At 67.8% G+C, this 14,105-nt stretch carries 8 protein-coding genes; 3 read left to right on the top strand and 5 right to left on the bottom strand.

The annotated features are described in order from the left end of the window. Positions 1-352: 352 nt before the first annotated feature. From L5014_RS20850 to purT, 4 genes are all read right to left on the bottom strand, one after another. Entirely contained in the window at positions 353-1,789 is a 1,437-nt protein-coding gene (locus L5014_RS20850; protein WP_238465641.1) for an aldehyde dehydrogenase family protein, read from the bottom strand. Between the two features lie 151 nt (positions 1,790-1,940). Then, positions 1,941-3,587: an acetolactate synthase large subunit gene (locus L5014_RS20845; protein ID WP_238465640.1), complete on the bottom strand. Its 1,647-nt coding sequence runs from the start codon at positions 3,585-3,587 to the stop codon at positions 1,941-1,943. Positions 3,588-3,765: 178 nt separating this feature from the next. Then, the gene (locus L5014_RS20840; protein ID WP_238465639.1) at positions 3,766-4,242 is read right to left on the bottom strand and encodes an MliC family protein; all 477 of its coding nucleotides are present in this window, start codon (positions 4,240-4,242) and stop codon (positions 3,766-3,768) included. Positions 4,243-4,525: 283 nt separating this feature from the next. Then, positions 4,526-5,746, bottom strand: coding sequence for a formate-dependent phosphoribosylglycinamide formyltransferase (purT, locus tag L5014_RS20835; protein ID WP_238465638.1), 1,221 nt, complete (start codon positions 5,744-5,746; stop codon positions 4,526-4,528). A 302-nt stretch (positions 5,747-6,048) separates the two neighbouring features. Between purT and L5014_RS20830 the strand changes: the two genes are divergently transcribed. Then, complete coding sequence (locus tag L5014_RS20830) at positions 6,049-6,720, top strand: META domain-containing protein (protein WP_238465637.1); 672 nt, start codon at positions 6,049-6,051, stop codon at positions 6,718-6,720. 394 nt (positions 6,721-7,114) lie between these two features. Continuing rightward, positions 7,115-12,151, top strand: a complete 5,037-nt coding sequence (locus L5014_RS38645; RefSeq protein WP_274389445.1) for a DNA translocase FtsK — start codon at positions 7,115-7,117, stop codon at positions 12,149-12,151. Between the two features lie 166 nt (positions 12,152-12,317). Here L5014_RS38645 and L5014_RS20820 read toward each other — a convergent pair whose 3' ends face one another. Then, the gene (locus L5014_RS20820; RefSeq protein ID WP_238465678.1) at positions 12,318-13,487 is read right to left on the bottom strand and encodes a lactonase family protein; all 1,170 of its coding nucleotides are present in this window, start codon (positions 13,485-13,487) and stop codon (positions 12,318-12,320) included. A 345-nt stretch (positions 13,488-13,832) separates the two neighbouring features. On the opposite strand from L5014_RS20820, the gene L5014_RS20815 reads away from it, so the two are divergent. Then, entirely contained in the window at positions 13,833-13,982 is a 150-nt protein-coding gene (locus L5014_RS20815; RefSeq protein ID WP_238465636.1) for a DUF3096 domain-containing protein, read from the top strand. The last annotated feature ends 123 nt before the right edge of the window (positions 13,983-14,105 follow it).

The following is a 14,105-nucleotide window of genomic DNA, read 5'->3' as shown; positions in this document are numbered from 1 at the left end:
CGGACGGCTCGCGGAAGATGCCCGGCATTTTCGCGGGAACGCCATCCATCGCGGTGCACAGGGAGCGCCGGCTGCACGGCCTCGCTCGACCTGCTCGTTCCCTTGTTTCCAGCCGGTGCGCCCTGCACGCTTGCATGCGCGCCTGAGCCCGGCTGCTTCTGTCGATGTCGACGTCGTGACGCCTGGCCAGAGCCCGCCACGAGGGCAGACGCAATTCGGCGAAAGGCCGGTATTGTAACACCTTGGCATAAATCCCTATGGCCGCGCGAACGGGCTTCTGCACGAGCCGGAGCCGGGCGGCCTGTCTCAAAACAGGCCGCATCCGGCCCTTTGCAGCGAATTCACCCCACGCTCACCACGTCTCGCGCATCACCATGAGCCGCAGCTCGGTCATGTCCTCGATCGCGTAGCGCACGCCCTCGCGCCCGAGACCCGAGTCCTTCACGCCGCCATACGGCATGTTATCGACGCGAAATGACGGAATATCGTTGATCACGACACCGCCCACCTCGAGCCCGTCCCACGCGCGATGCGCGTTCGCGAGCGAATCGGTGAAGATGCCCGCCTGCAGGCCGAAATCGCTGTCGTTGACGATTTCGAGCGCCCGGCCGAAGTCGTCGAAGCGCTCGAGAATCGCCACCGGCCCGAACGCCTCGCGCCGGTAGAGATCGGTGTCGCGGCCCACGTCTTCGAGCAGCGTGGCCTCGAACATCGCGCCATCGACCTTGCCGCCCGCGATGATCTTCGCGCCCGCCAGCACAGCGCTTTCCATCCAGCCCGCCAGACGCTTCGCCTCGGACTCGGAGATCATCGGCCCGACGAAGGTCTTTTCGTCCTTCGGATCGCCCATCTTGAGCGACTTCACCTTGGCAATCAGCTTCTCGCGCAGCGCGTCGTAGATCGACGCGTGCACGAGAATGCGCTGCACGCCGATGCAGCTCTGCCCCGACTGGTAATACGCGCCGAACGCAAGCCGGTCGACCACGTAGTCGAGCTTCGCGCCCTGGTCCGCGTCGACCACGGCCGCCGCGTTGCCGCCCAGTTCGAGCACCACCTTCTTCTTGCCCGCCTTCTTTTTGAGGTCCCAGCCCACGGCGGGCGAGCCCGTGAACGAGAGCAGCTTGAAGCGCTCGTCGGTGGTGAAGAGGTCGGCGCCGTCGCGGTGTGCGGGCAGGATCGAGAACGCGCCCTTGGGCAGATCGGTTTCCGCCAGCACCTCGCCGATGATGAGCGCACCCACCGGCGTGCGGCTCGCCGGCTTCAAAACGAACGGCACGCCCGCCGCGAGCGCGGGCGCGACCTTGTGCGCGGCGAGGTTGAGCGGAAAGTTGAACGGCGAGATAAACGAGCACGGCCCGATCGGCACGCGCTTCACGTAGCCGTGATAGCCCTTCGCGCGCGCCGAAATTTCGAGGTTCACGATATCGCCGTCGATGCGCACGCTTTCCTCCGCGGCCACGCGGAAGGTATCGATCAGGCGCGTGGCTTCGCCGCGCGAATCGTTGATCGGCTTGCCCGCCTCGATGCATAGCGCCATCGCGAGCTCGTCGAAGCGCTCGCGAAAGCGCGCGACGCAGTGGTCGATCACGGCCTGGCGCTTGAAGGGCGGGAACGTGCGCATCGCGGGCATGGCCGCCTCGGCCGCGGCGATCGCCTGATCGATCGCCTTCGCGTCGGCGAGCGCGACGCGCGTGGCGACTTCGCCGCTGTATTTGTCGGTGACTTCGAGATCGGTGTTGGCGGCGACCGCCTCGTTAGCCAGGTAGTACGGATAGGTCGGTTTCAGCATGACGCGTTCTCCGGAAATACGGGCGCGCAGCAAGGCGCGCGCCTGCTCGTTGACCAGCACGGACGCCGCAGCGCTCCACGTAGCGCTTCACCTGGCGTCTCACAGGGGACTTCACGCAGCGCAGCTCACGCGGCACGTCAAAACCAGTGCTTCAGAGCTGCGCGCTCAGCCGCTTGATCTCGCGATTGAGCACGCGCTCGTTGTCCGAGTAGTCGACGGGCACGTCGATCACATGCACGCCCGGCGTCGCGAAGCACTGCTCCATGAGCGGTTTGAGCTGATCCGCTTCGCTCACGCGATGGCCGTGCGCGCCGTAACTCTCGGCGTACTCGACGAAATCGGGGTTCTGCAGCGTCATCCCGTAGTCGGGGAAATTCATGTTCTCCTGCTTCCAGCGGATCATGCCGAAGGCGTCGTCGCGCAGGATCAGCACGACGAGGTCGAGCTTCAGCCGCACCGCCGTCTCCACTTCCTGCGAGTTCATCATGAAGCCGCCGTCGCCGCACACGGCCACCACCTTGCGCTCGGGATGCACGATCCTGGTCGCGATGGCCGACGGCAGGCCCGCGCCCATCGAGGCGAGCGCGTTGTCGAGCAGCAGCGAGTTGGGCTCGCGCGCACGGTAGTAGCGCGCGAACCAGATCTTGTACATGCCGTTGTCGAGACACAGGATGCCGTCCTCGGGCATCGCCTGATACACATCGTGCACGAGGCGCACCGGATACATCGGAAAGCGCGGGTCGTGCTGCCCCTTCGCGAGATGCGCATCGAAGTGGCGCTTGATCTCCGCGAAGCGCGCGAAGTCCCACGCATGCTCGCGCGGCTTGAGGCGCTCCTTCAATTGCCAGACGGCGTTGGCGATGTCGCCCACCACTTCGATCTGCGGGAAATAGACGGGATCGACCTCGGCACCCAGAAAATTCACATGAATGACGGTCTTTTCTTCGGCGCTGCGCATGAAGAACGGCGGCTTTTCGATCACGTCGTGGCCAACGTTGATGATGCAGTCGGCGTGCTCGATCGCGCGGTGCACGAAGTCGCCGTCCGAGAGCGTGGCGTTGCCGAGCCACAGCGGATGCGATTCGTCGATCACGCCCTTGCCCATCTGCGTGGTGAAGAACGGGATGCCGGTCTGATCGACGAATTCACGCAGCACGTTGCGCGTGGTCTTGCGATTGCCGCCCGCGCCAATCATCAGCAGCGGATGGCGCGCCGTGCAGATCGCCGCCACCGCGTGCGCGACGGCCTTTTCCTCGGCGATGGGGCGGCGGCTGTAGCTCTTCGGGATGGGCTTGCCATCGCCCTCCTCGTCGGCCACATCCTCGGGCAGTTCCAGATGCACCGCGCCCGGGCGCTCCTGCTCCGCCTGGCGAAACGCCTCGCGCACGAGCGCCGGAATATTGCCGATCGAGACGATCTGGCGCGCGTACTTGGTGAGCGGCTCCATCATGCGCACCACGTCCACGATCTGGAAGTGGCCCTGCTTGCTGGTCTTGATGGGCTTCTGGCCCGTAACCATCAGCATGGGCATGCCGCCGAGTTGCGCGTAGGCCGCGGCGGTCACGAAATTGGTGGCGCCCGGCCCGAGCGTGGCGAGACACACGCCGGTGCGACCGGTGAGCCGCCCGTAGGTGGCGGCCATGAACCCCGCGGCCTGCTCGTGGCGCGTGACGATCAGACGAATCTTCGAGCGCCGCAGCGATTCGAGCAGATCGAGATTTTCCTCGCCCGGGATGCCGAACACGTACTCGACGCTCTCGGCTTCGAGCGCCTTCACGAACAGATCGGATGCTTTCATCGGCCACCTCGCGGTTCAGCGGGCGCGGGTCAGTGCGGTTGCGTGTGACGTTGCGTCGAGTCACGCAATCCGCATGAATCGTGCGCACCGACCGCCAGATTACGCCGGTGGCGCGGATCGCGCCTGCAAGCGTGCAATCCGCTCGGGAGCGCTCCGGCCAAGGCCCGGGCGGCGGGCTCTAGCGCATGATCGTGGCGCAGCCGGAAAGGATCGGCTTGGGACTGCCTTCGTTCATTGCATCGTAGAGGTCGGCGCCCGGGCCCTTGGTCCACCAGGTGTAGCGGTCGGCCACGTACTTCACGCCAGACGCGGCAATCACGCCGACAAACAGCAATTTGCGGCCCTCGACGGGCACGAGCGCGAAGCTTTGCCCGTTGGTGCCGTTGATGTAGGTGACCTTGAAGGTCTTGCCGTCCGCGCAGGTATAGCGGAAGGTGTGGCGCGGCTGGGTCTGGATTTCGCGCACATCGAGCGAGGCGGCCTGTGCAGCCGGGGCCAGCAGACTTGCTCCCATGCCCGCGCCCAGAACGGCAAGCGCGAACGCGCAGGGGGCGAGCCGGCGCGGTGCCAGACGTGAGGGACGTGAGGGGCGTGCGGCGCGCGACGTGCAAAGGCTGATGGCAAGACGGTGGGCAGCGTTGCGTCCACGGATCATGGCGGGTTCTCCCGGTGTTGCGCTGGACCGGCGCGCTGGAGCGTTGCGTTGGACCATTGCGCCGGCGTGGTGCGCGTTGCGTTGCACGGTTGCGTTACGTGGTTGCGTTAGGTGGTTGCGCGGGCTTGCCGCGCGCGCGACAAAGCGGCGATTATCTGGTGCTGCGCGAACAGCGTGGAGCTGCGCGAACAGCGCGAATGCGGCAGATCAACGCCGCGGCGCGCCAGGCCGCCGAAGTCACGTAACTCGCGCAGCCGCCTGCTACGTGCCTTCTACGTGCTGGCTACGACGCGCTCCCAGGCACCGGGCGCACCGCAGCCGCAGCGGTGCGGGCGCGCGAGCGCGCCTCGTCGATATCCGCGCCTGTCGCGAGCGCCACGCCCATGCGGCGCTTCGCGAAGCTCTCGGGCTTGCCGAACAGGCGCAGGTCCGCGCCCGGTACGGCCAGCGCCTCGGCCACGCCTTCGAAGGCGATGCCGCGTGCGTCCATGCCGCCATAGATCACCGCCGACGCTCCCGGGCCGCGCGCCGTCGTATCGACGGGCAGCCCGAGAATCGCGCGCGCATGCAGTTCGAACTCAGAGAAACGTTGCGACGCGAGCGTGACGAGACCCGTGTCGTGCGGACGCGGGCTCACTTCCGAGAACCACACGTCGTCGCCGCGCACGAACAGCTCGACGCCGAAGAGGCCGCGGCCGCCCAGCGCCTCGGTCACCTTGTGCGCGACCTCGCGCGAGCGCTCGAGCGCCTTCGCGCTCATCGGCTGCGGCTGCCAGGACTCCACATAGTCGCCGTCCACCTGGCGGTGGCCGATCGGGTCGCAGAAATACGTCTTGACGGCGCCGCTCGCCGGGTCGATTGCGCGCACGGTGAGCAGCGTGATTTCGTATTCGAAGTCGATGAAGCCCTCCACGATCGCGCGACCATGATTCACGCGCCCGCCCGCGAGCGCGTATTGCCAGGCGCGCTCGACGTCGGCGTCGCTCTTGAGCACCGATTGCCCCTTGCCCGAGGACGACATCACCGGCTTCACCACGCACGGGTAGCCGACCTTCGCGATGCCGGCCTTGAGTTCGTCGAGCGAATCGGCGAACGCGTAGGGAGAAGTCGGCAGGCCCAGCTCCTCGGCGGCGAGACGACGGATGCCTTCGCGGTTCATGGTGAGCTGTGCGGCGCGCGCGGTGGGAATCACGACGGCGGCGCCCTCGGCTTCGACGGCGGCCAGCGCATCGGTGGCGATGGCCTCGATCTCGGGCACGACGAGGTGCGGACGCTCGGCATCGATCAGCGCGCGCAGCGCCTTGGGATCGGCCATGTCGATGACATGGGCGCGATGCGCGACCTGATGGCCAGGCGCGTTTTCGTAGCGGTCGACGGCGATGACTTCGACGCCCAGGCGCTGCAGCGCGATGATCACTTCCTTGCCGAGCTCGCCAGCGCCGAGCAGCATGACACGGGTGGCGGAAGCGGAAAGCGGCGTGCCGATGCGAGTGCCGGTCTGCATGATGTCTCCAGAATGACGGTGAGGCAGCGCGAGAGAGCGCGCGCTTCGAAATGGGCGAATGGTGGGCAAATACGAGGGAGCGCCGATGTTAACACCCCGCGCATCGACGCGTGCCGCGCGTGGATGAATTGAGCATGAATCGCGGCCGACATGCACGTCGATCATGCCAGGAATGCCGCCCGATCATGCGCGCATCGTGCGTGCGAAGCCTGCTTTGATGAACTTTTGCAGAACGTTTGCGCTCGCATGCCGCCCCTTGGTGCGTTACGCTTACGCCTTCGCCAGTTATGAGGAACGATGCGATGCCCCACCGCTCGAGCACACGCCCCGCCGCACGCAACATTGCGCGCCTGCTCGCCTCACGTGTCTCATGCGCCGCGCCGCTCGCGGCCGCCGCTGCAACGGCGCTGCTGCTCGCCGCCTGCAAGCTGCCGGTTCATCAGGACACGTCCGCACCGCCCCCCGACCCGTTCAATCCCGCGGCAACGCAGTTGCTCGACAACACGCAGTGGCAGCTCGTCGAATGGAAACGCGCCGACGGCACGCTGCGTGCAGTGCCGGGCGCGAACACCAATGGCGCCGCCAGCGCACCTGCGGGCACGCCCAACGCGCGGCCCATCACGCTCGACCTCTCCACCGCCAACGGCCAGCGCCGCGCGAGCGGCTTCTCGGGCTGCAATCGCTACATGGGCACGTACTCGCTCAAGAACGGGCTGCTCTCGTTCGGCCAGCTCGCGGGCACACGCATGGCTTGCATTGGCTCGGGCGGCGCAATCGAAGGCCCGTATCTCGACGCGCTCGCGCATATCCAGCGTTCGGGCGTGCAGATGCGCGAGCCGCAAACGCTCCTGCTCATCCTCGAAAACGGCGACCGCCTGACTTTCGCCGCTACGGGTTCGTCCGCTGCCACGGGAGCGCCGGCCGGTGCGCCGGCCGCTGTATCCGCCGCCGCGCCCGCGAAGCAGGGCGAGTGAGGCGTCATGCCATCCGGCAGCCGCGCCCTCGTATGGCGCGGCTCTTTTTTTGGCGTACCGCCATGCGTCTGGTGCATTGCCTGGTGCATTGCCTGGTGCGCAGCCTGGTACACGGGCTGATGCACGGACCTGCGGCCCGGGCCGGCACGGCCTTATTCCCGCTGAGTCCCGCGCCGGGTCTTGCGAAGTTTCCCGCGCTTTTTTCCGCGCTTTGCTCCGCCAGGGCCTGCGCTGTTTGCGGCCCTGCCCGCCTGGATTGCCGCACGTTTGCTGCATGTCTGCCTCGCACCGGCACGATCAAGCCGGTTGCGGCGCGGCAACGCGCATTGCCGTGCGCCTGGGCCTGGCGGTTACACTCGACACGTTGCACATCTTTTAATCGTTGATCTCTGGCATGCACACGGTAGTCCCTGGCTGGTTCGGCTTATCGGCCGTCTGGTTCATCCCTCTGCTCTGGCGTCTCGTGAAGTCGGTGCTCCCCGGCGGCGCGGGCTTGCGCGGGCCCGGCACGATCCGGCTCTGGCTCGGCTTTGTCTGCGTGTTGCTGGCGAGTTGCACGCTCGAGGCCTCGCTTCTGAACATCGACGGCTTCGATGCGCTCGGGCACGCGCTCGCGGGCGGGCTCGGCAAGCTGATCGGGCACACCGCCGCGCCGCTCGCAATGGCGGCGCTGCTCTTCGTAAGCCTTCCCTGGCTCATCGATTTCCGCTGGCGCGACTTCTTTGCCTGGGCCGACGTCTCGCTCGGCCTGGGGCTCAATATCCGTCCGTCGAGCAACAATGATGACGACGAGCGCCCGAGCCGCCGCGCGTCCAGACAGGACGCCGCGCAATCGCAAGGCGCGACGCGTTCGGGCCAAAGCGGCAAGAATGGCCTAAGCAGCCTAAGCGGCCTTGGCAGCCTGGGAAGCCTCGGCAAGCTGGCGAGTGGCTTGGGTAGCAACCTGGGGCTCGGAGGCGGTCTCGCCTCGGGCACGGGGCCGAGCGTCGGCGCGGGCGGCGGCACTGCCGACCCGCTCGACGGCACGCGCCGCAAGCGGCCAACCGTATGGCGTCCGCAGATGCCGGGCAAGCGCGCGGCGAATGCCGCCAAGGCGGGTGCGACCGGTGCGGCAAGCGCGAGCGCCGCGGCGCAGGGCACGGATGACGCATACGCTGCGAATGGCGGGACGCGCAGTGGCGCCTCGCCGTGGCGCACCGAGCCGGATTTCGCATCGCCGGAGCCGAGCCCCGCTGCCGCGTGGGCGCGCACCGAGCCGACCGCCCCGGCCGGCTGGCTGCGCGAAGGCCAGGCGGCCGGGCGCACTCCGATGCCCGCCGCGCATGGCTCGGCACATCAACCCAACACGGCGCCGGCCGATGCCTGGCGCAATCCGTCCGCAGGCGTGAACGGCGCGTCACAGCCGTCGATGGCCGGCGCGCCGCGCACCAGCACGTCGGTCGACGCGCGACGCAGCCCGGCTGCGAGCGCGCAGGGCATGCCGCAGCCCGCCCCGTCGACCAGCTTCCCCGCCGACGCCCGCCGCCAGGCAATGGCCGGCACTAGTGGCATCGGTGGCATCGGTGGCGCGGCGGCCGGCACGGCTGGAGCGTCCGGCAGCACGACGTTGGGCGGCGCTGCGCTTGCCGGCGCGAGCGGCAGCCAGACGCCGTGGCGCGCCTCGCCGGTACGCGCGGCAGCGTCTTCCACGGCCGCTCCGCTATCGTCCCCGCTGACATCCTCGCCCTCTCCCTCGATTTCGCAGATGAGCGCGCCAGGAGCACGTCCGGTGGCGGCCTCCGCCGTGCACGCGGCCACGCTTGCGTCGACGGCCGCCGTCACGCCGCGTGGCCTCTCGGCGCCGCTCGATCCGCTGGTATCGCCTTTTGCGCAACCGGCCCCCGCGCGCCGCAGCGCTCCGCCGCCCGTTGCGGGCAGCACCGCCGCGCGCGCAGCGGCCGCAGCCGCGCCGCAAACGCGCCAGCAAAAGCCGCAGCGTCCGTTCGTCTGGCCGGCGAAGAATGCGCCTGGCCCAACACGCCAGGGGTCCGGATCCCAGTTCGGTGCATCGGCAACGGCACCGCTCCCCGGAGCCGGCCAGGTCGCGCCTGCCTATTCCCGTCCGACACAAGGCTCGGCATCCGCGCCGCAAGCGCCTCTCTCGACAGGTGTGCTCGAAACGCTGCGCTCGATCGAGGAAAACGCCGCCCGCTGGACGACGCTCGCGGGCGCGAGTCTCGCGCGCCGCAACAGCCTGGATCAGACCGTTGCGCAAACCGAACCGCGCGCAGAGGGAAGCGCGGCTGGAAGCGCCGCCGCCACGCCCGGCGACGCGAGCGTTACCCACGTGGCGCATGCGGGGTCTCCGCTCGCAGCGCCGCAGGCTGCTCGACCGCCCGAGACGGCAGCGCTCGATGAAGCGGTCCCGGCAAATGCGGCAGGAAATGCATCAGGCGCGGGCTCCGGCGTGGCGTCTGCCGCGCCTTCGGACGACGCATCGGCCGAATTCGCGCAAGAACCCGCGAGCGTGCCGAATGTGCCAAATGTGCCGAACAACGTGCACAACGACGTGCATAACGACGCATCGCCGGATTCATCGCATCTGGCGCAACAGGCTGAATCGGTCTTCGCGCCCGTTCCGCCAGCCGCGCCGATAACGCCGATAACGCCGGTTACGCCGCTCGCCGCCCCCGAATCCGTGGCGCCGTGGACTTATGTCGACGACACATCGAGCCCGACCGCCCTGCCCTCGTTCCTCATTGATGTGCAAGAAGAGGAAGAGGACACGCCGCCCGCATCCGTCGCACCGGCACCGACATCCACGGCGCCCGGCTCAACCGAGACGGCCGGCGCAGACAACGCAACCGACGTAACGGCTGCGGCCATCGAGCCTGCCGCGCCTTCGGCAACGGTCGCGCCGCCCGCCGCGATGCCGCACGCGGAGCCGCCTGCGCATACGCCCATCCACTGGCCGACCTTCGATCAAGGCATGCCATGGATCATGCTCGACGACGAGCCCGACGCAGCCGAATCGGCGAGTGCGACACCGGACGTAGCCGCCGCGACGCAGGAGCCATCGGCTCCTGCGCCTGTGGTTGGACTCACGCCGCCTGACGGCATTGCCGCGACTCGTGCCGCTCCGTCGTTGCCCGTGCCGCCCCAACAGAACGACGACGCCGACGCGACACATGAGCCGCCGATGCCCGAAGCAGCGCCGATGCCGGAAGCAGCGCCCTCGGAAGCAGCGCAAAGGGCAACGGTCGATGCGCCCGAACCGGAAAGCGCCGAAAACGTCATCCGCTTCCCGCGCGTTGCGACCGGCCCATTGCACGCCGTCCCGTCCACACCGGCAAGCAGCAGCGCGTTCGCAGAAGCCTCACCCGTAAGCGCCGCGCAGCCCGACGCTGCTCCGATCGGCGAGCACGCCTCGACACCCGCGACGCCGTTCAGCACGTTCGCGCCGGCGCCGGTCGTTGAAGTGCCCTCGTTCCTGGCTGCCATGCCGAGCACGGTGCCAGGCACCGTGCCGAACGCGGCACCCAACGTCATGGAGCCGACGCCCGTTGCGCCTGCAAGCTTCGCGCCCCACTCGCCTGTGGCGGCTCCGACTCTGCCCGTGCCGGCCTCGCCCGTGGCGGCCCCAACTCTGCCCGCGCCGGCCTCGCCCGTGGCGGCTCCGACTCTGCCCGCGCCGGCCTCGTTCGCGGCCGCGCCAACCACCGCGCACGAAGCCGCCGCGACCACATCGCACGCCCCGGTTGCAACAGGCGGCTACGCCAACATTGCACCGTGGGCATCGTCACAAACGGTCGCGCCCACCCCACAACCGCCCGCCGCCACCGCAGCCCAAAGCGACGGCATAACAGACGGCACACCCGCCACGCCGCCCGCACCCCAGCCCGAGGCATCGCGCCAACCCGTGCGCGGCCATGCGCCGACCTCGTTCGAGTTCCAGCCGCTGAGCGCATCGGCGGTCGAACTGCCCGGCCTCGACCTGCTCGAACGCGCCTCGTCCGAAATCGAGCCGGTCTCCGAGCAAAAGCTCGCCGAAACGAGCCAGTTGATCGAGCAGCGCCTGCAGGAATTCAAGGTGCCCGTCACCGTGGTCGGCGCTTCGGCGGGCCCGGTCATCACGCGCTTCGAAGTCGAGCCCGCGCTCGGCGTGCGCGGCAGCCAGATCGTCGGCCTGATGAAGGATCTTTCGCGCGGCCTCGGCCTCACGTCGATCCGCGTGGTCGAGACGATCCCCGGCAAGACCTGCATGGGCCTCGAATTGCCGAACGCGCGCCGTCAGATGATCCGTCTTTCGGAGATTCTCGAATCGGCGCCCTACCATCGCTCGCAATCGAAGCTCACGATCGCGATGGGCAAGGACATCGTCGGCCATCCGATCGTCACGGACCTCGCCAAGGCGCCGCACATGCTCGTCGCGGGCACGACCGGCTCGGGCAAGTCGGTGGCGATCAACGCGATGATCCTCTCGCTCCTCTACAAGGCCACGCCCGAGGACGTGCGGCTCATCATGATCGACCCGAAGATGCTCGAACTCTCCGTGTACGAGGGCATTCCGCATCTGCTCGCGCCCGTGGTCACCGACATGAAGCTCGCCGCCAACGCGCTGAACTGGTGCGTGGGCGAGATGGAGAAGCGCTACCGGCTGATGTCGGCCGTGGGCGTGCGCAATCTTGCGGGCTTCAACCAGAAGATCCGCGACGCCGAAGCGCGCGAGAAGAAGATCGGCAACCCGTTCTCGCTCACGCCCGAAGCGCCCGAGCCGCTCTCGCCGCTGCCCATGATCGTCGTGGTGATCGACGAGCTCGCCGACCTCATGATGGTCGCGGGCAAGAAGATCGAAGAGCTCATCGCGCGTCTCGCGCAGAAGGCGCGCGCCGCCGGCATCCACCTGATCCTCGCGACGCAGCGGCCTTCAGTGGATGTCATCACGGGTCTCATCAAGGCGAACATTCCGACGCGCGTGGCGTTCCAGGTGTCCTCGAAGATCGACTCGCGCACGATTCTCGACCAGATGGGCGCCGAATCGCTGCTCGGCCAGGGCGACATGCTGTTCCTGCCGCCGGGCACGGGCTATCCGCAGCGCGTGCATGGCGCGTTCGTCGCCGACGAGGAAGTGCATGCCGTGGTCGAGTATCTGAAGCAATTCGGCGAGCCGGAATACGTCGAGGGCATTCTCGAGGGCCCGGCCAGCGAAGGCGCGCCGCAGGACCTCTTCGGCGAATCGCCCGACGCGGAAGCCGATCCGCTCTACGACGAAGCCGTCGCGTTCGTCGTGCGCACGCGGCGCGCGTCGATCTCGTCGGTGCAGCGGCAATTGCGCATCGGCTATAACCGCGCCGCGCGACTCGTCGAGCAGATGGAAGCCGCAGGCCTCGTCTCGCCGATGGGCATCAACGGCAGCCGCGAGGTGCTCGTGCCGGGAGGCCAGCAGGAGTAAGCCTCGCCGCTCATACAGCCGCACACTCTCGCACATAGCTGCACGGAGTCGCATGACTCGCACAACGCAAAGCGCCGCGCCGGATCTCTTTCGTCGCGGCGCTTTTCTTTCGCCCGTCCGACTCATGCGCAGACCGCGCCCGGAACGCGTAGCGCGGCCTCCCCGCTTACGGCGCGACGAACTTGAAGTCCACCGGGGAGCCGATATCGATCCGCTTCGGATTCGGCTCGAGCAGGCCCGTCTCCTGATCGCGGCGAAACACATAGGCCGTGTCGCTGTTCTGATTGCCGACGATGAGCCACTGGCCGCTCGGATCGATCGCAAACTCGCGCGGCGATTTGCCGAGGCTCGACTGACGGCCCACGCGCTTGAGCTTGCCGGAGTGCGCGTCGACGGCAAAGATCGAGATATCGTTGGCATCGCCGCGATTCGAGACGTACAGGAACTTGCCATCCGGCGAAAGATGCAGCGCCGCCGCGCCCTGCGCGCCCTTGAAGCCCGGCTGCGCCAGCTTCTCGACTTGCTCGAGCGTCAGGCGTCCGTCGTGGTAAGCGAACACGCTCACCGTGGCGGTGAGCTCGCTCGTGAGGTACGCGAAGCGGCCGTCATTACCGAAGATGAGGTGGCGTGGCCCCGAGCCGGCCTTCACGTCGGTGTAGCGCCACTCGGCCGGGCTCACGAGACCGCGGCTGCCGTCCGGCGTGTAGCGGTAACTCCAGAGCTTGTCGGTGCCGAGATCCTGGGCGAAGAGGTAATGCCCGTCCGGCGAGAACACCGTGGAATGCACGTGCGCGTTGTCCTGACGTCCCTTCACCGGCCCACCGCCCTCGTGGTGCACGGTGAGCACCGATGCCCCCAGCTTGCCGTCCTGCTCGACGGGCAGCACCGCGAAGCTGCCGCCGGGGTCCGCCGCAACCGAGTAGTTGGCGACGAGGAGATAACGTCCATCGGGCGAGAGGCTCAGATAGCAGGGGTCGTTGCCCTGCGCGGAGACTTTGTCGAGAAACGTGAGCTGGCCGCTCGCGGCGTCGAAGCCGAACGCGCTCACGTCGCCGCGCAGGCTCGCGGGCCCGTTGTCGCCGGGCAGCTCGTTCACGGCGTAGACGAAGCGCTTGTCCTTGCTCACCACGAGATACGACGGATTCACCGTCTTCGCGACGCTCACCTGCTGGGCGTCGCCGGTCTTCGAATCGAAGCGATAGACGTAGAGGCCCTCGCTCTTGCCGCCGGTATAAGTGCCGACGATCAGGTCGTACACGCCATTGGCCGCCGTGGCTGCGGGCGCAGTCCCCGCGCTGGTTTGAGCGGACGCCTGGGTAGCGGCGACTGAAGCCATGATGGCGATACCCTTGATGATCTGATGGAGGAGCCCGCGCTTTTTCGTGTGCGACGGATGATGACGATCGTGCCGACGAAAACCCGGGTGCCGATGCATAGGCACGGGCATGACGATTGCGGCGGAACGGGCCTGAAACATGTCGACCTCCTTTTTCTTCTCGAAGCTGGAGCGGATCGGCAACGCGCAGCGGCGCGCGTCGATGCGAGCGAGCGTTGCGCGAACGCCAACGCGCCGGCACCAAAGTTATGAGGGTTTGCGGCCCAGTATAAGAGAGGTTGCATGTAGCCGGGCGTTGCGCGCGCATGCGCCAGCGCCGGCGTTGCTACCCCAAGGGAGTGAACAATGAACGTCCATCTTGCCATCGGCCCGCTCGCCTCGCTCATCGCCGGCATTCTGATTCTCGTGGTGCCGCGCCTGCTCAATTACATCGTCGCGCTGTATCTCATCATCATCGGGCTGCTCGGGCTATTCGGCACGGGCGGGCACTTTTGATGCTTGCGGGCCTTCGTCCGCCTTCGCGAAAGCGCGAAGAACGCCTGCGCCCCGCCTGCATCCGTCATTTGTGCCCGACAGGCAGCGAAACGCGTTGCGCGAGCCCCCCCGCAGCCACTAATC

Origin of the sequence: Paraburkholderia tagetis (assembly GCF_022213065.1) — a bacterium.
In the GTDB taxonomy this organism is placed as follows: Bacteria; Pseudomonadota; Gammaproteobacteria; order Burkholderiales; family Burkholderiaceae; genus Paraburkholderia; species Paraburkholderia tagetis.
The sequence above is the reverse complement of the archived record's forward strand: the minus strand, read 5'-3'. Positions and strand labels throughout refer to the sequence as shown.